General features: G+C 28.9%; 29 protein-coding genes. 23 read left to right on the plus strand and 6 right to left on the minus strand.

Annotated elements, in window-relative coordinates; all coding sequences use genetic code 11:
• Window positions 1-8: 8 nt before the first annotated feature.
• The 10 genes from JNUCC81_RS02415 to spoVAE all read left to right on the plus strand — a co-directional run bounded on the left by JNUCC81_RS02415 (window position 9) and on the right by spoVAE (window position 8,334).
• Complete coding sequence (locus tag JNUCC81_RS02415; RefSeq protein WP_208334355.1) at window positions 9-1,640, plus strand: DEAD/DEAH box helicase; 1,632 nt, start codon at window positions 9-11, stop codon at window positions 1,638-1,640.
• A 117-nt stretch (window positions 1,641-1,757) separates the two neighbouring features.
• Window positions 1,758-3,728 carry a molybdopterin-dependent oxidoreductase gene (locus JNUCC81_RS02420; protein WP_454095157.1) on the plus strand — a complete coding sequence of 657 codons (1,971 nt, stop codon included), beginning with the start codon at window positions 1,758-1,760 and terminating at the stop codon, window positions 3,726-3,728.
• Window positions 3,729-3,811: 83 nt separating this feature from the next.
• Complete coding sequence (gene spoIIAA / locus JNUCC81_RS02425; protein WP_042276868.1) at window positions 3,812-4,147, plus strand: anti-sigma F factor antagonist; 336 nt, start codon at window positions 3,812-3,814, stop codon at window positions 4,145-4,147.
• A gap of 13 nt (window positions 4,148-4,160) precedes the next feature.
• A complete protein-coding gene (gene spoIIAB / locus JNUCC81_RS02430) occupies window positions 4,161-4,589 on the plus strand; it encodes an anti-sigma F factor (protein WP_454095158.1) in 429 nt (142 codons plus the stop codon).
• Between the two features lie 26 nt (window positions 4,590-4,615).
• A complete protein-coding gene (gene sigF / locus JNUCC81_RS02435) occupies window positions 4,616-5,377 on the plus strand; it encodes an RNA polymerase sporulation sigma factor SigF (protein ID WP_208334358.1) in 762 nt (253 codons plus the stop codon).
• 100 nt (window positions 5,378-5,477) lie between these two features.
• Entirely contained in the window at window positions 5,478-6,062 is a 585-nt protein-coding gene (locus JNUCC81_RS02440) for a stage V sporulation protein AA (RefSeq protein WP_454095159.1), read from the plus strand.
• Window positions 6,063-6,074: 12 nt separating this feature from the next.
• Window positions 6,075-6,494, plus strand: a complete 420-nt coding sequence (locus JNUCC81_RS02445) for a stage V sporulation protein AB (RefSeq protein ID WP_208334360.1) — start codon at window positions 6,075-6,077, stop codon at window positions 6,492-6,494.
• Between the two features lie 2 nt (window positions 6,495-6,496).
• Entirely contained in the window at window positions 6,497-6,937 is a 441-nt protein-coding gene (gene spoVAC, locus JNUCC81_RS02450) for a stage V sporulation protein AC (protein ID WP_208334361.1), read from the plus strand.
• A 12-nt stretch (window positions 6,938-6,949) separates the two neighbouring features.
• Entirely contained in the window at window positions 6,950-7,966 is a 1,017-nt protein-coding gene (spoVAD, locus tag JNUCC81_RS02455) for a stage V sporulation protein AD (RefSeq protein ID WP_454095160.1), read from the plus strand.
• Between the two features lie 5 nt (window positions 7,967-7,971).
• A complete protein-coding gene (spoVAE, locus tag JNUCC81_RS02460) occupies window positions 7,972-8,334 on the plus strand; it encodes a stage V sporulation protein AE (protein ID WP_208334363.1) in 363 nt (120 codons plus the stop codon).
• A gap of 82 nt (window positions 8,335-8,416) precedes the next feature.
• Here spoVAE and JNUCC81_RS02465 read toward each other — a convergent pair whose 3' ends face one another.
• A complete protein-coding gene (locus JNUCC81_RS02465; protein ID WP_454095161.1) occupies window positions 8,417-11,116 on the minus strand; it encodes a transglycosylase domain-containing protein in 2,700 nt (899 codons plus the stop codon).
• A 272-nt stretch (window positions 11,117-11,388) separates the two neighbouring features.
• On the opposite strand from JNUCC81_RS02465, the gene yunB reads away from it, so the two are divergent.
• On the plus strand, window positions 11,389-12,090 hold the full coding sequence (yunB, locus tag JNUCC81_RS02470; protein ID WP_454095162.1) for a sporulation protein YunB: 702 nt from the start codon (window positions 11,389-11,391) through the stop codon (window positions 12,088-12,090).
• Between the two features lie 66 nt (window positions 12,091-12,156).
• On the opposite strand, the gene JNUCC81_RS02475 is transcribed toward yunB, so the two are convergent.
• Together JNUCC81_RS02475 and JNUCC81_RS02480 are read right to left on the minus strand one after the other, a co-directional pair.
• Window positions 12,157-13,155: a SpoIVB peptidase S55 domain-containing protein gene (locus JNUCC81_RS02475; RefSeq protein WP_454095163.1), complete on the minus strand. Its 999-nt coding sequence runs from the start codon at window positions 13,153-13,155 to the stop codon at window positions 12,157-12,159.
• A gap of 321 nt (window positions 13,156-13,476) precedes the next feature.
• A complete protein-coding gene (locus JNUCC81_RS02480) occupies window positions 13,477-13,869 on the minus strand; it encodes a hypothetical protein (protein ID WP_454095164.1) in 393 nt (130 codons plus the stop codon).
• Window positions 13,870-14,036: 167 nt separating this feature from the next.
• Between JNUCC81_RS02480 and JNUCC81_RS02485 the strand changes: the two genes are divergently transcribed.
• From JNUCC81_RS02485 to JNUCC81_RS02500, 4 genes are all read left to right on the plus strand, one after another.
• Window positions 14,037-14,819, plus strand: a complete 783-nt coding sequence (locus JNUCC81_RS02485) for an N-acetylmuramoyl-L-alanine amidase family protein (RefSeq protein WP_454095165.1) — start codon at window positions 14,037-14,039, stop codon at window positions 14,817-14,819.
• Between the two features lie 9 nt (window positions 14,820-14,828).
• Window positions 14,829-15,536 (plus strand): zinc dependent phospholipase C family protein, encoded by a 708-nt coding sequence (locus tag JNUCC81_RS02490; protein ID WP_208333572.1) that lies wholly within the window; start codon window positions 14,829-14,831, stop codon window positions 15,534-15,536.
• 176 nt (window positions 15,537-15,712) lie between these two features.
• Window positions 15,713-17,263, plus strand: a complete 1,551-nt coding sequence (locus JNUCC81_RS02495) for an ABC-F family ATP-binding cassette domain-containing protein (protein ID WP_454095166.1) — start codon at window positions 15,713-15,715, stop codon at window positions 17,261-17,263.
• Between the two features lie 31 nt (window positions 17,264-17,294).
• A complete protein-coding gene (locus JNUCC81_RS02500) occupies window positions 17,295-17,930 on the plus strand; it encodes a TIGR01906 family membrane protein (protein ID WP_454095167.1) in 636 nt (211 codons plus the stop codon).
• 110 nt (window positions 17,931-18,040) lie between these two features.
• Here JNUCC81_RS02500 and JNUCC81_RS02505 read toward each other — a convergent pair whose 3' ends face one another.
• Window positions 18,041-18,319 carry a cysteine-rich small domain-containing protein gene (locus JNUCC81_RS02505; protein WP_454095168.1) on the minus strand — a complete coding sequence of 93 codons (279 nt, stop codon included), beginning with the start codon at window positions 18,317-18,319 and terminating at the stop codon, window positions 18,041-18,043.
• A 187-nt stretch (window positions 18,320-18,506) separates the two neighbouring features.
• On the opposite strand from JNUCC81_RS02505, the gene hflX reads away from it, so the two are divergent.
• The 5 genes from hflX (at window position 18,507) to JNUCC81_RS02530 (ending at window position 22,423) form a co-directional block, all read left to right on the plus strand.
• Window positions 18,507-19,790: a GTPase HflX gene (gene hflX / locus JNUCC81_RS02510; RefSeq protein WP_454095169.1), complete on the plus strand. Its 1,284-nt coding sequence runs from the start codon at window positions 18,507-18,509 to the stop codon at window positions 19,788-19,790.
• Between the two features lie 8 nt (window positions 19,791-19,798).
• Window positions 19,799-20,464, plus strand: a complete 666-nt coding sequence (locus tag JNUCC81_RS02515) for a HEAT repeat domain-containing protein (protein WP_454095170.1) — start codon at window positions 19,799-19,801, stop codon at window positions 20,462-20,464.
• A 100-nt stretch (window positions 20,465-20,564) separates the two neighbouring features.
• Complete coding sequence (locus JNUCC81_RS02520) at window positions 20,565-21,008, plus strand: NUDIX domain-containing protein (RefSeq protein WP_454095171.1); 444 nt, start codon at window positions 20,565-20,567, stop codon at window positions 21,006-21,008.
• A 109-nt stretch (window positions 21,009-21,117) separates the two neighbouring features.
• Window positions 21,118-21,762, plus strand: a complete 645-nt coding sequence (locus JNUCC81_RS02525) for a YigZ family protein (RefSeq protein WP_454095172.1) — start codon at window positions 21,118-21,120, stop codon at window positions 21,760-21,762.
• 139 nt (window positions 21,763-21,901) lie between these two features.
• A complete protein-coding gene (locus JNUCC81_RS02530; RefSeq protein ID WP_454095173.1) occupies window positions 21,902-22,423 on the plus strand; it encodes a hypothetical protein in 522 nt (173 codons plus the stop codon).
• Between the two features lie 34 nt (window positions 22,424-22,457).
• On the opposite strand, the gene JNUCC81_RS02535 is transcribed toward JNUCC81_RS02530, so the two are convergent.
• Both JNUCC81_RS02535 and JNUCC81_RS02540 read right to left on the minus strand, forming a co-directional pair.
• Complete coding sequence (locus JNUCC81_RS02535; RefSeq protein WP_454095174.1) at window positions 22,458-22,835, minus strand: sulfite exporter TauE/SafE family protein; 378 nt, start codon at window positions 22,833-22,835, stop codon at window positions 22,458-22,460.
• On the minus strand, window positions 22,835-23,203 hold the full coding sequence (locus JNUCC81_RS02540) for a sulfite exporter TauE/SafE family protein (protein WP_208333562.1): 369 nt from the start codon (window positions 23,201-23,203) through the stop codon (window positions 22,835-22,837). Before JNUCC81_RS02540 ends, JNUCC81_RS02535 begins: the two co-directional genes overlap by 1 nt.
• 191 nt (window positions 23,204-23,394) lie before the next feature.
• On the opposite strand from JNUCC81_RS02540, the gene JNUCC81_RS02545 reads away from it, so the two are divergent.
• The 3 genes from JNUCC81_RS02545 to JNUCC81_RS02555 all read left to right on the plus strand — a co-directional run bounded on the left by JNUCC81_RS02545 (window position 23,395) and on the right by JNUCC81_RS02555 (window position 25,344).
• Window positions 23,395-23,583, plus strand: coding sequence for a ferredoxin (locus JNUCC81_RS02545; protein ID WP_208333561.1), 189 nt, complete (start codon window positions 23,395-23,397; stop codon window positions 23,581-23,583).
• A 138-nt stretch (window positions 23,584-23,721) separates the two neighbouring features.
• Window positions 23,722-24,477 carry an NAD(+) synthase gene (gene nadE, locus JNUCC81_RS02550; protein WP_454095175.1) on the plus strand — a complete coding sequence of 252 codons (756 nt, stop codon included), beginning with the start codon at window positions 23,722-23,724 and terminating at the stop codon, window positions 24,475-24,477.
• A gap of 144 nt (window positions 24,478-24,621) precedes the next feature.
• Window positions 24,622-25,344, plus strand: coding sequence for a YebC/PmpR family DNA-binding transcriptional regulator (locus JNUCC81_RS02555; protein ID WP_454095176.1), 723 nt, complete (start codon window positions 24,622-24,624; stop codon window positions 25,342-25,344).
• The last annotated feature ends 2 nt before the right edge of the window (window positions 25,345-25,346 follow it).

Consider the following 25,346-nt stretch of genomic DNA (forward strand, 5'->3'; position numbering starts at 1 on the left):
AGTAATATATGAACACAATAAAATTTGAAGATTTACAAATAAACGACGATATAAAAAGAGCTGTAATAGAAATGGGGTTTGAAGAACCATCTCCGATACAAGCACAATCTATACCTGTAATATTATCAGGTAAGGATGTTATAGGACAAGCTCAAACAGGAACGGGAAAAACAGCAGCTTTCAGTATACCATTATTAGAGATGGTTAATCCAGATGACAAAAGTTTACAAGCGGTAGTACTTTGTCCAACTAGAGAACTTGCAATACAAGTTTCTTCTGAAATAAGAAAAATAGGTAAATACATGCACGGAGTAAAAACTTTACCTGTTTATGGTGGCCAACCAATAGATAGACAAATAAAATCATTAAAGAGTGGAGTTCAAGTAGTTATAGGTACTCCAGGGCGTGTTATAGACCATATAAATCGTAAAACATTAAAACTAGATAATGTAAAAATGGTTATGTTAGATGAAGCAGATGAAATGTTAGATATGGGATTCAGAGAAGACATAGAGATGATTTTAAGCAAGACTCCAGAAGATAGACAAACTACTTTCTTCTCAGCTACTATGCCAAAGGGGATATTAGATTTAACTAAGAAATATCAAAAAGATCCAGAACATATAAAGGTTGTTAGAAAAGAACTTACAGTTCCAAATATAAAGCAATATTATATAGAAACTAGATCTTCTAATAAGTTAGAAGTACTATGTAGATTAGTAGACGTATACAACCCTAAGTTATCTGTTGTTTTCACAAACACTAAAAGAGGAGCAGATGAATTAGTAAGTGATTTACAAGCTAGAGGATACTTTGCAGATGCGTTACACGGGGATTTAAAGCAAACTCAAAGAGATATAGTTATGGATAAGTTTAGAAGCGGAACAATTGATATATTAGTAGCTACAGACGTTGCAGCTAGAGGTATAGATGTTGATGATGTTGAAGCTGTATTTAACTATGATTTACCACAAGATGAAGAGTACTATGTACACAGAATAGGTAGAACTGGTAGAGCTGGAAGAAATGGTATATCATTCACTTTCGTATTTGGTAAAGATATGAGAAAAATGAGAGATATAGAAAGATACACTAAGACTAAATTAGTTAAACATGAGATACCTTCAATAGCAGACGTTGAAGAAAAGAAAGTTAATGCATTCTTTAATCAAGTTAAAGAAGTTATAGAAGCTGGACATTTAACTAAGCAATTACAATGGATAGAAGGATTCTGTGCAGATTCTGAGTCTGATTTTAGTACAGTAGATGTAGCTGCTGCACTTTTAAAATTATCTTTAGGTGAAGAAAAGCAAGAAATAGTTGAAGAAAAACCAAGAGAGCGTAGAGAACGTGGTGATCGTAGAGAACGTAGAGGAACAACAGGTGCTCAAGACGGAATGGTTAGACTATTTATAAATGTAGGTAGAAACCAAAGAGTTCAAGCTAAAGATATAGTAGGTTCTATAGCTGGAGAAGCTGGAATACCAGGTAAATTAGTTGGAACAATAGATATATATGATAAGTATACTTTCGTTGAAGTTCCTAAGGAAAATGCTAAGAAAGTATTAGAAAAGATGAAAGATATAAAAATCAAAGGTAACAAAATAAACATAGAACAAGCTAATAGAAGAAAGAAATAGTTATTTTTAGAAGGTATGATTAAAATCATACCTTCTTTTATTTTACCAATATATATTTAGTAACTATTTGTGATATTATTTTATATATTAAAGGATTATGACACATGGAGGTAGTATATGGAGATATTAAGTCATGGATGTACGCTAGATTGTTTTGATGCATGTAAGTTTAATATATATGTAAAAAATGGCAAGGTTATTAAAATTGAAGGAGATAAAAATCATCCCTATACAAAAGGATTTATATGCAATAAAGGAAGATCTCATTTAGATAGATTGAATCATAAAGATAGGATAATTACACCTTTACTTAAGGTCAAAGATAAATGGGTAGAAATTAGTTTTAATGAAGCTATACAAATAATGGTGAAGAAATTAAGTTATTATAAGGAGACTTATACTTCAAAATCTGTTCTTTACTATACTCAGTATGGAAGTGGATCTTTACTTAAAGATATAGGAGATATATTTACTAATTTTTATGGAGGAGTATCAAAATCAAAAGGTGGACCTTGTTGGAGTGCGGGGATTAAAGCTCAAAAATATGATTTTGGAGTTGCAAGAAGTCATTCTTTAGAAGATATGTTTAATAGTAAGAATATATTTATTTGGGGTAAAAATCCAGCTTATACAACTATACATACTATGCAAACTATAAAAAAAGCCAAAGAAAAAGGAGCTAAAATAATAGTTATAGATCCTATATATACACAAACTGCCAAGATTGCAGATATTTACATAAGAATAAATCCAGGTAGTGATGGAGCTTTAGCAGCTGCAATGAGTAAAGTTATAATTGATGAAAAAATATATGATAAAGAATATATAAATTCATATGTATTAGGATTTGAAGAATATAAAAGTTATATCGAGAAATTAGATTTAAACTATCTTTCAAATGAGTGTGGAGTAGAAATAAAACAAATTAAAGAATTAGTGAAATTATATACTCAAAAATATTCAACAATATGTTTGGGATATGGTATGCAAAAATATAAAAATGGGGGAAATACAATAAGACTAATAGATTCATTAGGTGCCATTACTGGACAAGTTGGATTTAGTGGAGGAGGAGTAAATTATGCAAATAAAGTTTACTCTAAATATATAAATACAGATCCATATGAAAGTGAAAGTTTTGGTGAGAATAGAGAGTTTTATACTAGTAAAATAAGTAAATTTATTAATGATTCTTTTAATGAAAATAATATACCTATAAAAATGGCAATTATAACAAAAAGTAATTTATTAAATCAATTGCCAAATTTAGTAGAACTAGAAGATGCTTTTTCTAAGATTGATTTTAAGGTTTGTTTTGATATGTTTATGACAGACACTGCGTCTAAATGTGATTTATTTATACCTTGTACAAATACTTTAGAAAGTGAAGATATATTATATAGTTCAATGACTAATCCATATATAATTTATAATGAAAAAGCAGTTGAACCAAATGATAAATTAATGGATGAGTATTATTTCTTTATGGAACTAGCTAAAGCAATGAAAATAAAAAATTATCCTTATGTATCTAAGTATGAATATTTAAATGAATCAATAAAACCTCTTAAAAAAATTGATAAAGAGATAAGTTTAGAAAAAATTAGAGATACATATTTTACAATACAAGAAGATATAGCATGGGGAGATAAAGTATTTGATACACCTTCAAAAATGTTTGAATTATATTCAAAAGAAGCTGAAAAGGATGGATTGAGCCCAATACCTATTTACATAAGCACTCCAAAACAAAATAAATTTAGGCTATTAACGAATCACCATAGAGAAACGCTATTTAGCCAACATTATATAGATAAAAATGGAATATCAAAAGCATATATTAATGAAAATATGGCAATAAAAGTAAATATAGAAAATAAAGAGGTTGTAAGACTTAAAAATAAAAATATTACCATAGAGACAGAAATAAATATAGACAATAGTATAAGTGACTATGTAGTAATGATGTATGTTGGATGGTGGAAAAAGCATGGGAATCCAAACTATATAGCAGATAGTGATATATCAGATATGGGTGGTCAAGTAACATATAATGAAACTTTCATAGACATAATAAAACAAAAGTAGTGATATTTCTTTGAAGGATAAGAGATTAGATTATAGAATTTATTAGAAGTTAATACTTTTGTAGATAGTAAGGGGGTAGCTTAATGATAAAATATTCTTTAGACCAAAAAAACTTAATTATAGAGTTTATGGCTACAGAACTAGATCACCATATAGCCAATGAGGTTAGAGATGAGATTGATGATATACTAATTTCGAAATCTATTAAAAATATAATATTTAACTTTAAGAATATTAACTTTATGGATTCTTCTGGTATAGGTGTAATTATAGGACGATATAAAAAGATTTCCAGCGAAGGTGGAAGAGTAACAGTAGTAAATGCAAATGATAGAATAAAAAAAATATTTAATTTATCTGGTATGAACAAGATAATAGGCGTTTACGATACATATGAAGAAGTAGTAAGTTCTTTGTAAGGGGGAATATATTATGAGTAATGTTATGGAAGTAAAGTTTTCTGCCAAATCTGAAAATGAAAGCTTAGCAAGAGTTATAGTTGCATCTTTTGCAGCAAAGTTAGATCCAACATTAGATGAATTAGCGGATATAAAAACTGCAGTATCAGAAGCTGTTACAAATTCTATTATACATGGATATGATGAAGATGAATCTAAATTTGTATATCTTAGATGTGAAATAAAAGATAATACAATTAAAGTTGTAGTAGAAGATAGAGGACATGGTATGGAAGACGTTCAAATGGCTATGCAACCACTTTATACATCAAAACCAGAACTTGAAAGATCAGGTATGGGATTTACTGTTATGGAAAGTTTTATGGATGATGTAGAGGTAAGTTCTATTAAAAATGATGGAACAAAAATTGTAATGACAAAAAAAATAAACTTACCTGAATAAAGTCCAAAAAGAATAGAGGTTTTATTATGGGGATAACTGCAAGTAAAGAAAAAAGAGTATTGCTTAGCCATGAAGAGACACTAGATTTAATAGATAGAGTACAACAAGGGGATGAAGAGGCTAAAGAAGTTTTAATAGAGAATAACTTAGGACTAGTTAGAAGTGTTGTAACGAAATTTTTAAATATAGGATATGATAGAGATGACCTATTCCAATTGGGCTCTATAGGTTTGATAAAAGCAATATATAAATTTGATCCGAAATTTAATGTTAAATTTTCAACTTATGCAGTACCAATGATTTTAGGTGAAATAAAAAGATATTTAAGAGATGATGGTATGGTAAAAGTATCTAGATCTCTTAAACAAATAGCAATAAAAGCTAAAACTACAAGTGAGATACTAACTAAAAAATTAGGTAGAGAACCTAGTATAGAAGAATTAGCTAAGGAACTAGATATAGAAAAAGAAGATTTAGTAATGGCAATGGAATCAAATTCTTCTGTTGAGTATTTACACGGAGTTATTCATGAAGAAGAAGGATCGCCAATATGCTTAATAGATAAGATAAGTCAAAAAGGCGAAAATGAAGAAGAAAAAGTTGTAGATAATTTATTGATAAAAGAAATACTAGGAAAGTTAGATAAAAGAGAAAGACAAATAATTATGCTTAGATACTTTGAAGATAGAACGCAAAGTGAAATAGGTGAACTGTTAAAAATATCTCAAGTTCAAGTATCTAGAATAGAAAAGAAAGTATTATCAAAGTTAAAATCATATATTAGCTAAATATAAGTAAACCTCTAATAATATGTAATTTAAATTTACATAAATTAGGGGTTTATTTTTTTGTATAAGACAAATAATAAAAGAGAAGGAGGAATTAAATATGGAAGATATTTACTTAATACCCATAAGGATAAAACCTTTTAAGGTAAGTAAGAATAAGATTTATTTAAAAGATATTTATGATATTTATCCTCAAAGTGAAAAAGATTATTTGGGTGATATTTGTATTAAAAATTATACAGCTCATAAATCTAATTACGATGTCATACATTTAGGTGAAGTAATTCAAATAATTAAAGAAAAATTCCCACAGGTTCACATTAGTTTTTTAAAAACTGATGACGTTGTGATATTTTTTGATGAAGATAAAAAAGATAGAACAAAGTATATAAGAGTTTTTATTGTATCCATAATAGTGCTTATGGGATCAATAATGGGAATAATGAATTTTCATGCCGACGTAAATATGGAATATTCTCAATTTATGATGGTAGATTCAATAACGAAAGATGGGAAAAAATATTTGCCATATTTCCAAATACCATATTCTATAGGTATTGGAATTGGAGTAGCTTTATTTTTTAACAAATTTATTCCTACATACTCAAAACTTGAACCTAGTCCATTAGATTTAAAGATGATTTCCTTAAATAAGGACATCGAAAATGAACTTAGAAAAAGGTAATGACTAAATAATTTGAAGTTATTTTTATTTATATATGGGTTATCATGCGGAATGATGGTTGGGGCAGGAGTTGTAGGAATACTGATATTAATAGGAATTATACCTAGAATGGCACAAGTTAGCAAAACAAAGGAATATATGAGCTTATATGAAGGAATACTTGTAGTAGGAACTTTACTAGGAAGTTTAATATCCATTCAAAAAATTTATATTAATATAGGGTGGATAGGAGCAATAATATTTGGACTAGCATATGGAATTTTTGTAGGTTTTCTATCTTCAGGTCTTACAGAGGTACTTGATTATATCCCAACAATATCTAGAAGACTAAAAGTACCTACTATTTATTTAAAATATGTAATAATATGCTTACTAATTGGAAAGGTAATAGGTTCATTTGTAGGATGGACAATAGTTAGAGGAGGTTTATAACAATGGATAAAGATTACAAAAAGTATGTAGATGAAATAAGCCCTAAGCCTAAATATTTGAAAAATTATATATGGGCATTTATTGTGGGTGGAATAATTTGTATGATAGGTCAAGGTATTAATGATTTGTATATGAAGTTTACACAGTTAGATAAGCTAACTGCAGCAAATGCAACTTCAATTACATTAATTTTTATAGGTGCTTTACTTACGGGACTTGGAGTATATGATCTTTTAGGTAAAAGAGCTGGAGCAGGTTCTATAATTCCTATAACTGGATTTGCAAACTCGATAGTGTCTCCAGCTATGGAATATAAAAGAGAAGGTTATGTAATGGGTGTTGGAGCAAACCTATTTAAAATAGCAGGTCCGGTATTAGTATATGGCATAGGATCATCTATTATATGTGGATTTGTATATTATATCTTTAATCTTGTAAAATAAGGAGATGAGAATGTGAAAAACAAAAGAATAGGCCAAAGAACTGTTAAAATGCAAAATAAACCAACTATAATATCAGCTGCATCTGTTGTGGGACCTAAAGAAGGAGAAGGTCCTCTTAAAGATTATTTTGACTTAATATTAACAGATGATTTATATGGTGAAAAATCATGGGAACTTGCTGAAAGTAAAATGGTAGAAACGGCTATGGAAAAAGCAGTAAAAAAAGCTGGTAAAAAACTAACTGACGTAAATTATATGTTTGGTGGAGATTTAATAAATCAATTATTACCAGCATCATTTGCAGCAAGAGAGCTATCAATACCATTCTTTGGAATATATGGAGCTTGCTCAACCATGGCAGAAGGAATGTGTCTAAGTGCAATGATTGTAGATGGAGGCTTTGCTGATTTAAGTTTATCTGGAACATCTAGTCATTATTGTACAGCAGAAAGACAATTTAGATTTCCTCTAGAGTTAGGAAATCAAAAACCTATGACAGCTCAGTGGACAGTAACTGGAGCTGGGAGTGTGCTTATTGCTCCAAATGGAGATGGACCTAAAATAAAATACGTTACAGTGGGAAAAGTAATAGACAAAGGAATTGATGACGGAAATAATATGGGAGCGGCTATGGCTCCAGCTGCAATAGATACAATATATTCTTATTTTAATGATACAAATGATGACCCGAATAGCTTTGATATTATAGCTACGGGAGATTTAGGTAAGTTAGGGAAACAGATAACAGAAGATTTATTAAAAGAACAAGGAATAGATATATCAAAAGTATATACAGATTGTGGCCTTGAAATGTTTAATTTAGAAGAACAAGATGTTCACTGTGGTGGAAGTGGATGTGGATGTTCTGCTACAGTATTTGCAGGATATATTTATGATAAATTAGCAAAAAAAGAATTCAATAAAGTTATGTTAGTGTCAACAGGAGCATTGTTATCTCCAACAAGTACATTACAAAAACAAACAATACCATGTGTAGCACATGCAGTGGTAATTGTTAATGAGGAGTGATTAATATGCTGATGGATTATTTAAAGGTATTTTTAGTAGGAGGTACAATCTGTTTAATAGCTCAAATTATGATGGATTACTTCAAAATGCAAACGCCATATGTAATGGTAACATATGTAACTAGTGGGGTTATATTAACTTTTTTAGGAATATATGAGCCGATAGTAAACTTTGGTGGTTCAGGAGCTACCGTACCTATAATTGGATTTGGATATTCTCTAGCAAAAGGTGTAATGAAAGCTATAGAAAGCGATGGTTTTTTAGGTATATTTACTGGTGGAACAATAGCAACCGCTGGAGGAATAGCAGCAGCTATATTCTTCGGTTATATAATGGCAGTTGTATTTACTCCAAAGGCAAAACCTTAAAACATTATAAAAATAAAACATTAAAAAAGCTAACTATCAAAGTACTGATAGTTAGCTTTTTAATATTTAACAGTTTAAATTTTTACTGTGCTGGTTCGGCAGGAGGAGCTGTAGCTCCGCCACCGCCGCCTTCAGCAGGAGGAGGTGTAGGATTAGTATTTCCGCCGCCACCTTCAGCAGGAGGAGTAGTATTTCCACCGCCGCCTTCAGCAGGAGGAGGTGTAGGATTAGTATTTCCACCGCCTTCAGCAGGAGGAGTAGTAGTTCCACCACCTTCAGGTGGGTTTGCACCTCCGCTATTTTCTGGAGTTGTTGGAGTTTGTTCTTCCTCTTCCTTAGGTTTATCATTAGGAGTTGGTTGAGTAGTATATGATCTAGTAGGATAAGTTCCTTTTATAAATGCTGCACTAGATCCAAATGATGATTTACCACCATCTATTAAGTTAATTTTTGTAAAGTATATATTATCAGGTTCTTTAAATTTAACATTATGTTCTAAGTTCTCATGAATAGGACGCATAACTTTTGCCCATAGTCTTGAAGCAGTTCCACTACCACCGCTAACGCTTCTACGTTTTATAAATTTACCTGTATTAGGATCTTTTCTACCAGCATCATCACCTATATAAGTTGCTCCTACATAGTATGGTGTATAACCAACAAACCATGCATCAAGTGCTTCATTTGTTGTACCTGTCTTACCAGCAACAGGCATACTACCTAGAGATGCTGATTTACCAATACCTTCAGTTATAACTGAAGCTAGCATGTCTGTAACAACATAAGCTACTTCAGGAGAAACTACTTTATGTTCTTCTGGAGTATTTTTAACTATTACTTGCCCATCATAACTTGTTATAGTAGTAAATACTATAGGTTCTACATAAACACCACCATTAGCTAATGTACCGTAAGCAGCAGCCATTTCAAGTGGAGATATACCATGAGTCATACCACCAAGTGTTAATGAAGGGAATCTTCTATCACTTTTATCTAAATCAGCAGTTTTACTATCTACTAATGTTGATATACCAAAGTTCTTTAAGTAATCCATCATTACATCAACAGATTCTTCATAAGTGTCACCTAGCATTTCAGCAGTTCTTATAGCTATCGTATTTGAAGAATAAGCTAAAGCTTTACGTAAGGTCATAGAACCTCTACCAGCTGTTGTAGTATTAGGATTCCACTCATTATTCTTTTTAAATTTATATGGAACAACATTTCCTTTAGCGTCACTAGCAGTATTAGATTGAGTTAATCCTGAATCTATAGCTGGAGCATAAACTGATAATGGTTTTATAGTTGAACCAGGCTGTTGAGCTGTTGTCGCTCTGTTTAATGTTTTTCTTCCTGTTATATGTCTTCCTCCAACTAATGCTTTTATCTGACCATTTCTATAGTCAAGTATAACCATAGATGATTGAGGCTGAGCTATCCCATCAACCTTAGAACCATCATCATTTCCAGGGAAGTTTCTACGATCATCATACTGTTTTTCTAATTCACCTTGCATTTTTGGATCTATAGTAGTCATTATCTCTAGTCCACCATTATAGAACATATTATAAGCTTCATCTCTAGTATTACCTTGAGCTACTAAAGCATCAATTACATTGTATTCAATATAGTCTTCTACAGAGGATGCAACTTTATCAGGAGCCTTAGGAAGCTTTATTTTTATTTTTTCTGCAACTGCTTCATCATAATCTGATTGAGATATAAATCCAACTTCTAACATTTTCTTTAAAACAACCTCTTGTCTTTGTTTAGCCTTTGGATTATTTATAGCTTTTCTTACAACCATAGTACCAGATTTTAATTGTTTGAAAGTATCTTCATTAGGTATAAGCCCCCAAGACTTTAACTTTTTAACCATATCAAAATCTAATTGAGTAGGGTCATCAAGAGTATCATCAGGAGTATTTATGAAAAATAACAACTTATTTTCAACATCTTCCTTACTTTCATTACCATCTAACTTAGATGTCATGTAAGCTGAATACCTTGATGGGTTTTTAGTAGAACCAGCAAGTAATGCAGATTCTGCAAGTGAAAGTTCAGAAGCTTTTTTATCAAAATAACCACGAGCTCCAGCTTCAACTCCAGCAAGTCCTTTACCGACGAAGAAGTTATTTAAATAAGCCTCAAGTATTTCATTTTTACTTAAAGTTTTACTCATTTCATAAGCATAGTATATATCCTTTATTTTACGAGGTAGACTTTGCTCTTTAGATGTTAATAACATTTTAGATACCTGCATTGGTATTGTACTACCACCTTGCTTTGTACCTGTTAATGTTTTTACTACAGATCTAAATAAACCTTTAATATCAACACCCTTATGTTCATAGAAACGTTCATCCTCTATGGCAACAACAGCATCTTTTATGTTTTGAGGAATTAAATCAAATGGTATGGGTTCTTTTTTATTTACACTAGGTGCATTAGATAAAAGTTCATTATTAGAATATTTGATCTTAGTCGTTTGGTAAGTTTTCTCATCTAATAGAGCCTTAGTAACTGGTTGAACATTTTTTAGTGAAGCAAATACCAATCCAGTACCACCTGCAGCTCCAAGTACTAATAGTACTAAAATTACTATCCCACTAACTCTAAAAAACTTGAATTTATCATTCTTTTTATTAGATTTAGACTTTGGTTTAGGCTTAGTATTACGAGTAGATGAAGATGGTTTACCAGTAGGCTTGCTAGTCCTATTAGAAGAGCTAACCTGCTTTCGTCTTATTTTATTTTTATTTTCATTGTTATCATTACTCATTAAGTTTTAACCTCCTTACTTAATGTAATATTATACCACACATATGAATAATTTTGTAATCAATAGATAAAAATGAATATAATGTAATACTTCATAAATTAGGTTTAAAATAATGAATCAGTCTATTTAGATATTATGCGATAAATATTATTTTAAGACTAATTTATATATATATACTTAAAATATAATATAGTATCAATTATTTTTCACTAAAATAAAAAAAATATGTGAATACTTACAACTACCTACATAAAATAGTAGGGGGTGTTATTTTGAAAAAACAATATAGCGAAAATAAAAAAGAAGATTTTAAAAAAATAACCTTTATATTTTCTACTATACTTATATTATCTATACTTATAGGAAGTTTTATATATGTAGATACAAGTTTAAGGCCGACTATAACTGTGCTTGCAGAAACTAAAGCATTAGAACTTGCAAATAGATCAATAAATAAAGCAGTAGGAGAGATTGTAAAGGATAAAATAAACTATTCTGATTTAATTAATACTAAATTAGATTCTCAAGGAAAAATAACTATGATGCAATCAAATACAATTATGATGAATAAAATAGCATCAGATATTGCGCTACAAATTCAAGATGAGTTAAAACAAGTAAAGACAACTACATCTTACATACCAATAGGAACAGCTTTAAAAAGTCCAATACTTGCAAAATATGGTCCAAAATTAAAGGTATCTATAGAACCAATAGGAACTGTATCTGTAGATTTCAAAACGGATTTTGAATCATCTGGAATAAACCAAACTAGACATAGAATTTACTTAGAGGCAAAAACACAAGTAAAAGTAGTAATACCTCTTACAACATCTACTAAAGAAATAAAAGCTCAAATTCCTATATGTGAAACTATAATAGTAGGAGATGTTCCAGGTAGCTACGTAAATATACCTAAAGAAGGAGTTTCAAATATATTACCAAATATAGATATGAAAAATGTAACTAAATAATAAAAAAAATATAAGTAGTAGATTATACTCTACTACTTATATTTTTTTATATAATTAAAAGATTTATTATTTTTCTTCAATCATCCATTTTATAAATATACCATATCCAAGAGTAGGATCATTTTCAACTGCATGAGACACAGCACCGATAATTTTATTGCCTTGAATTATAGGTGTACCACTCATTCCTTGAACAACTCCACCAGTTCTAAGTAACAAGTCTTTATCTATAATTTTAAATTTTATAGTTTTAGATTGTGCAGAACGTTGATTTTCTACATTCACTATTTGGATATCATATTTTTCACATTGTAAAGAGTCATTTTGTAATATTAACTGAGCTTTACCTAATTTTATATCTTTTAAATCAGCTACTTTATATTTTTTTAAGTTTGACGTATCAAAATCCACAATATTACCTTTTATACCAAAATCAGTATTTTGAGTAAATTGACCTATAGTAGAATTTCTTTTAGCATTTATGCATCCTACATTACCTTTAGAGGATTTTTGAATATCTAAATCTGTAGTAGTAGATATACATCCATTTTTAATTGGTATCTTTCTTGAAGTACCTATACTAATAGGATGACCAACCGCAGCGAATTCTTGAGTATCTGGATTTATATAAGTTAATGTAGCAAAACCAGATAATAAATTATTGAAATTAATTTTTTCTAAATGCTCTTTATTAGTATGAATAGTCAATTTATTAGTTCCTCTTGAAACTAAAACAGATACATCTTCTTTATTATCCAAAGAACATAATATTTCAGAAAAATCATTGTAACTACTAATAGGAGTATTATTTATACTAAGAATTGCATCTCCTAAAGTAAAAGGTGAATCTTCTATATAATTTCTTACTATTATATTTTTTAACTCTGCATCAATTTGAAGCACATTTCCAATTGGTATTAAATAATCTGGTTCAGATTTTTGGTTAGATTGTGCATAAATTAAATTATTTGAGAAAAAATATAATAAAAATAAAAATGATGAAAATAAGATAAATTTTGACTTTATTAAATTTTTATATTTTGAGTTTAAATTATTAGAATTCATGAAACACCTGCTTTCTGTCAATGCTTTAATGTTATCTTGCGGTGATTTAATATTATGTTGTGCAGGATTGAAATTTTGATGCTTGGAAAACAGAAGCAATAAAACCGTAGATTACAAAAATAATAATAAATAAACAAGTTAGTCAATATAAATTGTAAAATAACAAACAAAAAAATATATATGTTTTTTTTTATTCGACTATAGGCGTATTTTACTTTAAAACTAACAATTAAAAACAATAATCATAAGGATTAATGGAAAGTCTGTAATATAAAAGATATAAATTTGAAAATACAAAAAGACACTTAACTAAATTTATGATTAAGTGTCTTTCCTTTTTTTTCTTTTCCTTTTTATAACCTTCTTTTTTATAACAGTCCTTTTTTTAGATGAACCATTTTTATTAGTATTGTCAGAAGTTCTGGCAACATCAGGTGGAACAAAAGTAAAATTATCATTATTACCATCGTCACTATTAGAAGGACAAGATTCAACTGCTGCTATTAAAGCTAATTCATCAGATAATACAGCAAAAAAACTTGCTAATACATTTAAGTCGTTAGAACTTAGGTCTTCACCTAATGCTATAGATATTGTTGAAGCTAGAACTATATAATCAACATAACCAAAATTACAAAGAAAGGATTTAGGGGAAGTTTTATTAGTATTATTTGAATTAGTATTAGCATCATCAGCGTTAATAACTCTTTTCATAAAACCTCCTATAAAAATTATTATATTAAATATATATGACATCCATAAAAACTATACTATTAAAAATAAAAGTTTAATAAATGAAATAAAAAAATAAGCATTGGAAATAATATCATATAGACGACTATAAATGAAAAATAAAACATCTATATGAAAGGAGATATAAAATGAAGAAGTATAGGGTGTTAGTTACTATAATAATTGCTATGGGAATAATACTTATAGGTCAATCTAATCCTATTAATAAATTTTATAAAAGTACAAGCTTAATTAGTAAGGGTATTAATCAAGGTGAAGAGGTTAAAGAAGATAATAAAGAAAAAAAATTTTTAATATGTATAGACCCAGGTCATCAATCAAAAGGAGATTCTAATCCAGAATCAGTAGCACCAGGTTCATCTCAGAAAAAGGCTAGAGTATCATCAGGAGCTACTGGTGTAGCAACAAAAAAACCAGAATATGTATTAAATTTAGAAGCATCTATAGTTTTAAAACATATATTAGAAGGTAAGGGATATGAAGTAATCATGACAAGAGAGACTCATGATGTAAATATAAGTAATGCAGAGAGAGCAACATTAGCTAACGAAAAAAATGCAGATATGGTTGTTAGAATACATGCTGACAGTCTAAATAACTCATCAAAAACAGGAGCATCTATTTTAATACCAGGTAAAAATAGTAAATATACTTCTTCAATATATGAAGACAGCAGTAAATGTGCAGAATTAATAAAAAATAGTATGAAAAGTAACGCAATAGAATTAAACGGAATATTTGAAAGAGATGATTTAACAGGATTTAACTGGTCTAAAGTACCAGTAGTATTAGTAGAAATGGGATTTTTAAGTAATTACAATGAAGATCAGATGATGTCTAATCCAGAGTATCAAAGAAAATTGATGCAGACTATTGCTGATGGGGTGGAAGAATATTTCAAGACAAAATAGGTGAGAGCAATGAAAAAAAATATAGAAAAAGCTTATGCAGTAGCTTTATCAAAAACTTTTAAAGTAGTAAATCCACTGAAAAAAAGTATAATACAAACAAACTGTGAAGTTCATATATATATACAGCAAAATGCTTTAGAGATATTAAAAAATGAAGGATATATTAATGAATATGAATTTTTTAAACAGTATTTACCTCAAATAAATAAAGGACTAGTTTGGGCAGATCAAGACTTTAAATCATATCATCATTTTTATAACCCTAGACAAAAGAGAGGTAAGTTTGGATATGAAGAAAATGCATTAACTGTATCGAGAAGCTATTACAATAAAGCTTTAAAATATTTTGCAATGAAAAATTATGAAAGATCGATGTTTTACTTTGGTGCAGCTTGTCATATAATTCAAGATTTAACTATTCCTCAGCATGCAAAGGGAAGATTATTAGATAATCATAGGCAGTTTGAAGTTTATGTTAAATCTAATCACCAACAAATAAAAAGATTTAGAGCTACATCAGGAAGTATAATTTTAAATACTATAGAGGAATACGTAGACTATAATGCTAATAATGCTCTTCGTGTAGATCATATGTATAGAAATATGGAAAGTTTAAGTACAAGATTTTATCTAACCGCAGTAAATAGTGTTACTTTAGCTCAAAAAACTAGTGCAGGATGCATGTTAATGTTTTTTAGAGACTTACTCTATATATAAAGACAATATATAAAAAATCGGGCTATAAAAAGTTTATTTTTATAGCCCGATTTTATTTTTTTATAAAGCTGTAAACAAAAGTTAATAAGTGGATTTAAGCCATACTTGATTTAAGTTAAAAAAGAATATATTATAGTATAGAATGTAGACGATAAAATTAGTAAAGAGGTGTTAGAATGCTAGTAGTAGAAAATGTAAGTCATGGTTTCGGAGCAAGAACTATACTAGAAAATGTTTCATTTAGACTTAGAAAAGGTGAACATATAGCATTAGTTGGTGCAAATGGAGAAGGAAAATCGAGTTTCTTAAATATAATAACAAAAAAACTTATGCCAGATGCTGGTAATATAAAATGGTCATCAAGAGCAACTGTTGGATATTTAGATCAACATACAGTTCTTAGTAAAGGAAATACTATAAGGGATATATTAAGAGATGCATTTAAGCCAATGTTTGACTTAGAGCAAGAAATGATTCTTATGTATGATCAAATGGGAGAAGCTGATGAAGACCAAATGACTAAGCTTTTAGAAGAAACTGCTGAGATACAAACAATACTTGAAAATAGTGGTTTTTATATGATAGATGCAAAAATTCAAGAAGTAGCTAATGGGTTAGGACTTGGAGAAATAGGATTAGATAGAGATGTAACTGATTTAAGTGGAGGACAAAGAACAAAAGTACTTCTTACTAAATTATTACTTGAAAATCCTACAATTCTTATATTAGACGAGCCTACTAACTATTTAGATGAAGACCATATAAATTGGTTAACAAGATACCTTCAAGAGTATGAAAATAGTTTTATACTAGTTTCTCATGATATAGATTTTATAAATAATACATGTAATGTAATTTATCATATGGAAAATGGTGAATTAAACAGATACAAAGGTAATTATGATGAGTTTGTTAGACTTAATGAAATAAAGAAACGCCAAGAAGAAAATGCTTATGAAAAGCAAGTTGAAGAAAGAAAGAGACTTGAAGATTTCGTAGCTAGAAATAAAGCAAGAGTTGCAACTCGTGGTATGGCTAACAGTAGACAAAAAATACTAGATAAGATGGAAGTATTAGAAAGACCAAAAGAAAAAATAAAGCCTACTTTTGGATTTAAAGAAGCAAGAGCTGCAAGTAAAATAATATTTGAAACTAATGATTTAGTTCTAGGATATGATGAAGCTTTAACTAAGCCTCTTAATTTCCAATTAGAAAGAAATAAAAAAATAGCATTAAAGGGTATGAATGGTGTTGGTAAGTCTACACTTCTAAAAACTTTACTTGGAATGGTTAAGCCTTTTGATGGAAGTGTTGAACTTGGAGATTACTTAGAACTTGGGTACTTTGAACAAGAAAGTTCAAGAGAGAATTACAACACTCCTATGGAAGAAGTGTGGTCAGAATTCCCAGGACTTTCAAACTTTGAAGTAAGACAACATCTTGCTAAATGCGGGCTTACAAATGAACATATAACTAGTCAAATGAGAGTTTTAAGTGGAGGGGAAGCAGCTAAGGTTAGATTGTGTAAGGTTATGCTTAAGAATATAAACTTCTTAGTACTAGACGAACCTACAAACCACTTAGATGTTGAAGCTAAGGATGAGCTTAAAAAGGCAATAAAAGAATTTAAAGGAACAGTTCTTTTAGTATGTCATGAGCCTGAATTTTATATAGATATAGTTGATGATGTGTGGAACATAGAAGACTTTACTACTAAAATAGTATAATTAATAACTTGAAATGCAGAGGTTTGGATATATGAAAAAATTTTTAAATCTAATATTTTCACTTTCATTTAGCATATTAATTATAACGGCAATAATACAATTTAGTGTAGGATTTAAACAATTGTATTACTTTGATATTGATTATTTAGATATACCTAAAATATCTGGATATTCTAAAGAAGAAATAAAGCTAAACTATAATTATCTAATAGATTACAATTTAAGTAAAGATGAGAGTGATTTTGAAATGCCAACTATAAAATCTTCTAAAGAAGGTAAGATTCATTTTGAAGAAGTAAGAGATATATTTCAAAATATAAATAAAATATTTAAAGTATGTTTTATTATTTCTGTAGCTTTCATATTTATAAATATAAAAAACAAAAATATAGAATTTTTAAATATAACTTCAAAAGCTTTGATTAGTATTCCACTGATTCTATCATTACCGATAATAATAAACTTTGAAAAAAGCTTTATTACTTTTCATAAGTTAATGTTTAGTAATGACTATTGGATATTTGATCCTAGTTTAGATCCTGTTATAACTATTCTCCCAGAAACATTCTTTTTTCATGCTGGGCTTATGATAATAATTTTAATATTTATATCAAGTATAGTAAGTTATAGCGTATACAGGTTATTAAAAAGAAAAAGAGAGCAGTAACCTGCTCTCTTTCTTATAATATTAATAGTTAATTTTAGCAATGAACCTGGTTTATGGGTCGTTTAAGATATGAACAAAATAGTTCAACCACACGTGGATCAAAGGAATTTTTAATCATTAGTATTATTGTCTTGGCTTGAGACTATTTTAACTATATCTATGAATTTATTCATAATATATTCATAATTATTCTTATTATGAGGCAATAAACATTGTGAGCAGTCTTTTATACCGCTTTCACTATATCTGAAATTCCCACCACAGTTTTTGCCTAAGGCATATAGTGGACAGTAACAAAACAAACAGTTAAATTCATCTGGTTTATTAGTTTTATGACATGGAAAATATTCACAATCTTTATGATTAAAAAATTTATAATTATCACTCATATTGATTACCTCCTGGAATTATATTCATAATATAATTATACTAAAAATAAGTATTAGTGGTATAATAAAAAAAATAATGACAAAATTAATTGTTATAGGTGGTTTCAATTAATAAGCCTATAAAATAGCATTTAAATTTAGTGAGTTAAAGTTGCTCAAAGTGAATTTTAAAAAATGAGGTGTTAGAGTGCAAGAAATTAAAGAGAAAGCATTACTTGTAGGACTTAATATAACGTCTACAGCAAGAAAAATTGATGATATAGACATAAATGAATCAATGGAAGAATTAAAAGAATTAGCTAAAGCTGCAGGAGCAGAGGTAGTAGGAAGTTTAATACAAAATAAGCAAACTAGAGATGCTGCATTTTATGTTGGAAAAGGAAAAGTTGAAGAAATAAAAGCATATTGTGATTCATTAGGAGCTACTATGGTAGTATTTAATGATGAATTGTCAGGAGCCCATATAAGAAATATAGAAGAAGCAGTTGGAATAAAAGTAATAGATAGAACAACATTAATATTAGATATATTTGCCCAAAGAGCATTAACAAAAGAAGGTAAACTTCAAGTTGAACTTGCTCAGTTAAAGTATAGATTACCTAGACTTTCAGGAATGGGTGGAGAAATGAGTAGAACTGGGGCAGGTATAGGTGCTAGAGGGCCAGGAGAACAGAAATTAGAAATAGATAAAAGACACATTCTTAATAAAGCAGCAGATATTAGACGTGAGCTAAGAGAAGTTAAAAAGAATAGAGAAACCCAAAGAGTTCAACGTTTAAAATCTAATATACCAATAGTAGCACTTGTAGGATATACAAATGCAGGTAAGTCTACTTTATTAAATGAATTAATAAAGACTCATAAAGATTATGAAAAAGAAAAAGAAGTATTAGCAAAAGATATGTTATTTGCTACTTTAGATGTAACTTTAAGAAAAGCACTTTTACCAAATAAAAAAGAATTTTTAGTGGTAGATACTGTTGGATTTGTTAGTAAACTTCCCCATGATTTAGTAGAAGCGTTCAAAGCGACTTTAGAAGAAGTTCAATATGCTGATTTAATTTTACATGTAATTGATGCTACAAATAGTAGTTATGAATTGCAAAAGAAAACTACAGAAACTGTACTTAAAGAATTAGGTGCAGATAGTAAAAAGACTATACTTGTTTATAACAAGATAGATAGACTAGAACTAGACATATACCCTAAAAATCATGATGATGTAGTATACGTATCAGCGAAAAAAGGTATAAATATGGATAAGTTATTAGATATTGTACAAGATTGTATAATGGAAAATACATATCAAGTTACACTTTTATTACCTTATGAAAGAGGAGATATATTTAGTAAGGTTAAGAACAAGTACAATGTAGAAAACTTTGAATATGGGGAAAATGGAATAACAGTTGATGTAAATTTAGAAGAAGAGGATTATAATATATATAAGGACTATATATTAGAAAAATAGGAAATAATATGAATATAAGTTGGGATAATATAGATAACTTAGAAGACTATTATATAACCTATCTTCTATATAAAGAATCCAAAACAGTATCTCAAATAAGTAAAATAAGAAACATATCAACTTCAGAAGTAAATGACCAATTAATAAAGTCAAAACTAGAAATAAAGACGATGCTAAAAGATAAAGTAGAGTTGTCTAAAGATATAATAGACAAATTTTTAGGATTAAGTAAATCTGATAGAATTGACTTTATGGAAAGTTTAAGTTCTGAAAAAATGATAGACTTTAAAAGAAAACTTTATAAAAGAATAATAACTGAACGAAATGCTGAAGACTTAATGACTTTAATATGGGCAACAGGAGAATTAAAGGAAGATAAATTTTTAAAGCTTTTGCACCCACTTACAGGACATAAACATTCAGATGTAAGGAGAATAACTTACTCAGCACTTAGAAAAATACAATCACCTAATAGTAGAGAATATTTACAACGAGGTCTTTACGACACAAATCCACAAACAAGGCAATATTGTGCAAAAGCACTTGCTAAAATAGGAAATGAAAATAGCTTAAGAATGTTAAGACAGTTAAAAAACAAAAAGCAATTAGAAAAAGAGTATGTATTAAGAGCATATGAAGAAGCAATTGATATGTTAGAGCAAGAAGATAGGTAACATAAAGATTTAACACTTAACATATAATTAACTAATAAATTGTTTACCTACAGTGTATCCCAGAATTAACATAAAAAAACAGTTAATAGGAGGGTTTTAGATGATAATAAGACGTTGTGCAGGTGGAGTAGTATTTTATGCTAATAAAGTTCTTATAGTAAAAAATGACAGAGGTGAGTGGACACTTCCAAAAGGTAAAATTTCAGATAAGGAACTTCAACATGAGAGTGCAATTTTAAAAGTAAAAGAAGAAACAGGTGTTAATGCTTCTATATTAGAGGTAGCAGGAGACACTATGTATGAATTTTTCTCAAGAACAAGACAGCAAGAAGTATGCAATGCTGTTGTTTGGTATATAATGGAAACGGATAATGCTAATTATACATTAAATGAAGAACTTTTAGAAGGTGGATTCTTTAAAGTTAAAGAAGCTATAAGTCTGTTATCACATAACAAAGAAAAATCATTAGTTGATATATCTTATAAAAAGTTTAAAGATTTAAAGAAAAAGAGCGCAGAAAGTGGTTTAACTGCTGTCAACTAAAATATATAAATAGAAAATATAAAGGAAGGGGATAATCCCTTTCTTTTTTTGATTTATAAAAAAATATTGTATATAATTAATTTAGAACTTTATAATACGGAGGAAAATAATGATTACATATAAAACATTGCATGAATTTGGAATGGATGAAATTATAATAGATAAATCTACTTTTATCGGTTATGCAAAACCTATAAAAACTGAAGAAGAGGCTGTGGATTTTGTAAATGAAATAAAGAAAAAACACAAGGATGCAACTCACAATGTTTGGGCATATACAGTGGGGTCTAATATGAATATACAAAGATATAGTGACGATGGAGAACCACAAGGTACAGCAGGTATTCCAACATTAGAAGTTATAAAAAAAGAAGATTTAAGAAATGTTGTAGTTGTTGTTACTAGATACTTTGGAGGCATAAAATTAGGTGCAGGTGGATTAGTTAGAGCCTACACTAAAGGTGCTAAAATAGGAATCGAAGCAGCTAAAGTAATAGAAAAAGTATCATATAAGCAAGTTGGAGTTAAAATAGACTACAATCAACTTGGAAAAGTTCAAAATGAGATAATGAATATGGGATATTTTATAAAAGATACTATATATGAAGATAATGTTGAGATACTTGTTTATTCAAGGATTAATGAAGTAGAAGCACTATTATCTAAAATTACAGATATAACAAGTGCAACAGCAGAAATAACCCAAGGAGAAGAATTTTACCTATCAGAGAAAGATGGGAAAATAATACTATAAATTAAAACTAATTTAATTTATAAAAATTTTAGTGAACAATGACTCAAATCATAGAGTATTATATATAAAAGTTATAAAATTATATAACTTAAGCATTGAAATGTAGAAGTACTATTATATATGCTGAGGTGTAATGTATATGAAAAATACTGAATGTAGTAGAGTTAATTTATTAAAACAAGAGATAATAAGTGATTGGGATAAAATAAATTTAGCAGGTAAACTATTAATTTTTATAGGATTAATAGTACTTTTATCATCAATAGGATTAGCACTTTGTAATAAAGGATCAAATGAGATTTTAAAGGCTATAGAAGTCATCTTTAGGTCTGCTTTAGCATCTATATTTGGATTTGTGCTTAGCTCAAATTTAAATTGTGGAAAAAGTAAAAATACTAATAAGTTTACTAGAAGTGAAGTAGGTAAAAAGGTAGATATTAACGATGAAGAGTGTGAAATAGATATAGAAAATCATAACTATAGAGAAGGTAATTCAATACAAATGATAATAGCATTCGCTATTTGTATCATTTGTGTATTAACTATGTTATTAATGTATATTTTTAATATTGATGATAATGTTGCTACAATATCTCAATTTAGAGATTTAATGTGTAGTTCAATTGGATTTTTACTTGGTGAATCTAAAATAAAAAAATAAAAAATAAGGAGATACTAATTTCATCTCCTTATGTTTATTTACCGCATTTATCAGTTTTCTGATTACATAACCCTTTTTTTACTTCGAAAATTCCAACTACTAATAAAAATAATCCAAATATTTTCTGTAAAATTTTGGAAGAAATAAAATTCGCTACAAACGAACCAAATACTGCACCTAATACACCAAATAATGCAATAGGTATAACTAGTTTAAATACCACATTTTTATTTTTTATATGTATTATTAAAGCGATGATTGTCATTGGTATAGATGAAAGTAAATTTATACTTTGAGCAATTTTAGGATCTATATTAGTAAATAATATAAGTGCTGGTATAAGTATTGTTCCACCACCCATTCCCATGCCACCTATAATTCCTGCAAAAAATCCAATAACAGCATAAACCATTAAAACACCATCCTTAGTGCAGCAATAATCATTATTGAACCAAATGAAATTCTAAGAAATTTTCCAGTAACTTTACTCAATAATTTAGCACCAATTATCCCACCAATAATACTTCCGCATGCAACTTTAATAGTTAAGTTTACATCATAAGTTCCTTTTGATAAATAAACTACAGAACTAGCAGACGATAAAAATATTATTATGGCGAGTGCAGTAGCATGAGATTTATGTTCTTCAACTTTTACAATATTATTTAATATCGGAACTAAAAGAGTTCCTCCACCAGATCCAAATATTCCATTTATAAATCCTGTAGTAATTCCTATTATTGTATTTTTAATATTAAAGCTAAAATGTTTATCTTCCATTATAATCACCCTCTATTAATAGTTTTTACATAAAGGTAAAATTATATTTATACAATATATAGAATAAAAAACTTTGAATTTAAAATTAAGTAGATGGTTATAATAATCTTGAATGAATTGATACTAATTTTATAATAAGTATAAATTCAAAAAAATTATCTTAAAAGATATTGACCTAGGAGGATTTAACTATGAAAGCACATGTAGACAAAGATACTTGTATAGGATGTGGATTATGTCCAAGTATAAGCCCAGAAGTATTTGAAATGGGTGATGATGGAAAGGCACAAGCAATATCTGAAAATGTTGCAGAAGGAGAACAAGATTCAGCTAAAGAAGCTGAAGAAAGTTGTCCAGTTGATGCAATAAAAGTAGACTAATTTAAAGCTAAAAATCCATCTATTTTAGATAGCTGTTTAAGTAATTAAATAGTCCTAAATAGATGGATTTTTTTAATTTATAAACATATGATATAATGAAAATATACAAAATATGTAAAATATAGATAGGAGATAAAGATGACAGATATAAAATTAAAAATAGACAAAACTGTAGATTGGCTAATAGATAAAGTTAAAGAAGCGAATTGCAAAGGTTTAGTAGTTGGAGTATCTGGAGGAATAGATTCTGCGGTAGTTTGTTATTTAATTAAAAAAGCTTTTCCAGAGAATTCTATGGGTGTTATCATGGGAATTAAAAGCAATCCACAAGACAGAGATGATGCTCTTAAAGTTATTAAAGGATGTAATATAAAACATCTTGATTTAGACCTTACAGAGCCTCAAGATTTAGTTTTAGATACAGTTGTAAGTAAGCTAAAAGAAAATAATTTATATAAAGAAGAAAATTTAAGAATGACAGATGCAAATCTTAGAGCAAGGATAAGAATGAGTACTGTTTATACTGTAGCTAATAACTTAGGATACTTAGTTGTAGGTACAGATAATGCAGCTGAAATACATACAGGATACTTTACAAAGTATGGAGATGGAGGAGTAGATTTAGTTCCACTTGCTAACCTTACTAAAAGAGAAGTATATGAGTGGGCAAAGGAATTAGGAGTACATAATGATGTTATACATAAATCACCATCAGCAGGTCTTTGGGAAGGACAGACTGATGAAAAAGAAATGGGAACTACTTACGATATGATTGACAATGTTGTAGAAGGAAAGTTAGATTGTGTGCCTAAAAAAGATCAAGATGTAATAGCAAGACTTCATAGAATAAGTGAACATAAAAGGCATATAGCACCAAAACCTCCCAAGTTCTAATTTACTAAATTCAATATTTATGCTAAAATTTACGAGTAATAAGAATTTTACCATATATAAACTAAATAGAAGGGTATATATGTAAAGTTATATATATCGTGAAAAATATATAAAATCAATTATACGTATTAAGGAGTGAAAGTTATGGGACGTATAGGAAACATAATCAATAAAAAAGGAAAACAAGATTCTAAGAGAGCTAAAGTATTCACAAAGCATGCTAGAGCAATAGCAGTTGCAGCTAAAGAAGGTGGAGGAAATCCAGAATATAATGCAACTTTAAAAACAGCTATAGAAAAAGCTAAAGCTGATAACATGCCAAATGATAATATAGACAGAGCTATTGCAAAAGGTGCAGGTTCTGGAGCTAACGAAAACTATGAAACAATAGTTTATGAAGGATATGGACCAGGTGGAGTTGCTGTTATAGTTGAAACATTAACTGATAATAAAAACAGAACAGCTGGAAACGTAAGATATTTCTTCGATAAGAATGGTGGGAACCTAGGAACTAGTGGGTGTGTATCTTTCATGTTCGATAAGAAAGGTCAAATACTTATAGAAGCAAATGATGATGTATCAGAAGATGAATTAATGGAAGTAGCTTTAGAAGCAGGAGCTGAAGACTTTATAACTGAAGAAGATGGATATGAAGTAGTAACAACTCCAGAAGATTTCTCTCAAGTAAGAGATGAATTACAAGCTAAAGGATATGAATTTATATCTGCTGATGTTAAATTAATACCTCAAACTACTACAGAATTAACTGATGAAGATCAATTAAAGCAAATGAACAAGTTAGTTGATATGTTAGAAGATGATGATGATGTTCAAAATATTTACCATAACTGGGAAATAGCTGAGTAATT

The sequence above is a fragment of the Faecalimicrobium sp. JNUCC 81 genome, from assembly GCF_053667625.1.

Excerpts from the sequence above, each read along its gene's own strand:
- JNUCC81_RS02535 (WP_454095174.1), bottom strand. The coding sequence starts at position 22,835 with ATGGTTTATGCTGTTATTGGATTTTTTGCAGGAATTATAGGTGGCATG.
- nadE (WP_454095175.1), top strand. The coding sequence starts at position 23,722 with ATGACAGATATAAAATTAAAAATAGACAAAACTGTAGATTGGCTAATA.
- JNUCC81_RS02485 (WP_454095165.1), top strand. The coding sequence starts at position 14,037 with ATGAAGAAGTATAGGGTGTTAGTTACTATAATAATTGCTATGGGAATA.
- JNUCC81_RS02545 (WP_208333561.1), top strand. The coding sequence starts at position 23,395 with ATGAAAGCACATGTAGACAAAGATACTTGTATAGGATGTGGATTATGT.
- JNUCC81_RS02530 (WP_454095173.1), top strand. The coding sequence starts at position 21,902 with ATGAAAAATACTGAATGTAGTAGAGTTAATTTATTAAAACAAGAGATA.
- spoVAC (WP_208334361.1), top strand. The coding sequence starts at position 6,497 with ATGGATAAAGATTACAAAAAGTATGTAGATGAAATAAGCCCTAAGCCT.
- JNUCC81_RS02525 (WP_454095172.1), top strand. The coding sequence starts at position 21,118 with ATGATTACATATAAAACATTGCATGAATTTGGAATGGATGAAATTATA.
- sigF (WP_208334358.1), top strand. The coding sequence starts at position 4,616 with ATGGGGATAACTGCAAGTAAAGAAAAAAGAGTATTGCTTAGCCATGAA.
- spoIIAA (WP_042276868.1), top strand. The coding sequence starts at position 3,812 with ATGATAAAATATTCTTTAGACCAAAAAAACTTAATTATAGAGTTTATG.
- JNUCC81_RS02480 (WP_454095164.1), bottom strand. The coding sequence starts at position 13,869 with ATGAAAAGAGTTATTAACGCTGATGATGCTAATACTAATTCAAATAAT.
- JNUCC81_RS02540 (WP_208333562.1), bottom strand. The coding sequence starts at position 23,203 with ATGGAAGATAAACATTTTAGCTTTAATATTAAAAATACAATAATAGGA.
- JNUCC81_RS02555 (WP_454095176.1), top strand. The coding sequence starts at position 24,622 with ATGGGACGTATAGGAAACATAATCAATAAAAAAGGAAAACAAGATTCT.
- JNUCC81_RS02465 (WP_454095161.1), bottom strand. The coding sequence starts at position 11,116 with ATGAGTAATGATAACAATGAAAATAAAAATAAAATAAGACGAAAGCAG.
- JNUCC81_RS02475 (WP_454095163.1), bottom strand. The coding sequence starts at position 13,155 with ATGAATTCTAATAATTTAAACTCAAAATATAAAAATTTAATAAAGTCA.
- JNUCC81_RS02520 (WP_454095171.1), top strand. The coding sequence starts at position 20,565 with ATGATAATAAGACGTTGTGCAGGTGGAGTAGTATTTTATGCTAATAAA.
- JNUCC81_RS02500 (WP_454095167.1), top strand. The coding sequence starts at position 17,295 with ATGAAAAAATTTTTAAATCTAATATTTTCACTTTCATTTAGCATATTA.
- JNUCC81_RS02505 (WP_454095168.1), bottom strand. The coding sequence starts at position 18,319 with ATGAGTGATAATTATAAATTTTTTAATCATAAAGATTGTGAATATTTT.
- spoVAE (WP_208334363.1), top strand. The coding sequence starts at position 7,972 with ATGCTGATGGATTATTTAAAGGTATTTTTAGTAGGAGGTACAATCTGT.
- JNUCC81_RS02420 (WP_454095157.1), top strand. The coding sequence starts at position 1,758 with ATGGAGATATTAAGTCATGGATGTACGCTAGATTGTTTTGATGCATGT.
- JNUCC81_RS02415 (WP_208334355.1), top strand. The coding sequence starts at position 9 with ATGAACACAATAAAATTTGAAGATTTACAAATAAACGACGATATAAAA.
- JNUCC81_RS02490 (WP_208333572.1), top strand. The coding sequence starts at position 14,829 with ATGAAAAAAAATATAGAAAAAGCTTATGCAGTAGCTTTATCAAAAACT.
- spoIIAB (WP_454095158.1), top strand. The coding sequence starts at position 4,161 with ATGAGTAATGTTATGGAAGTAAAGTTTTCTGCCAAATCTGAAAATGAA.
- JNUCC81_RS02515 (WP_454095170.1), top strand. The coding sequence starts at position 19,799 with ATGAATATAAGTTGGGATAATATAGATAACTTAGAAGACTATTATATA.
- JNUCC81_RS02495 (WP_454095166.1), top strand. The coding sequence starts at position 15,713 with ATGCTAGTAGTAGAAAATGTAAGTCATGGTTTCGGAGCAAGAACTATA.
- JNUCC81_RS02440 (WP_454095159.1), top strand. The coding sequence starts at position 5,478 with ATGGAAGATATTTACTTAATACCCATAAGGATAAAACCTTTTAAGGTA.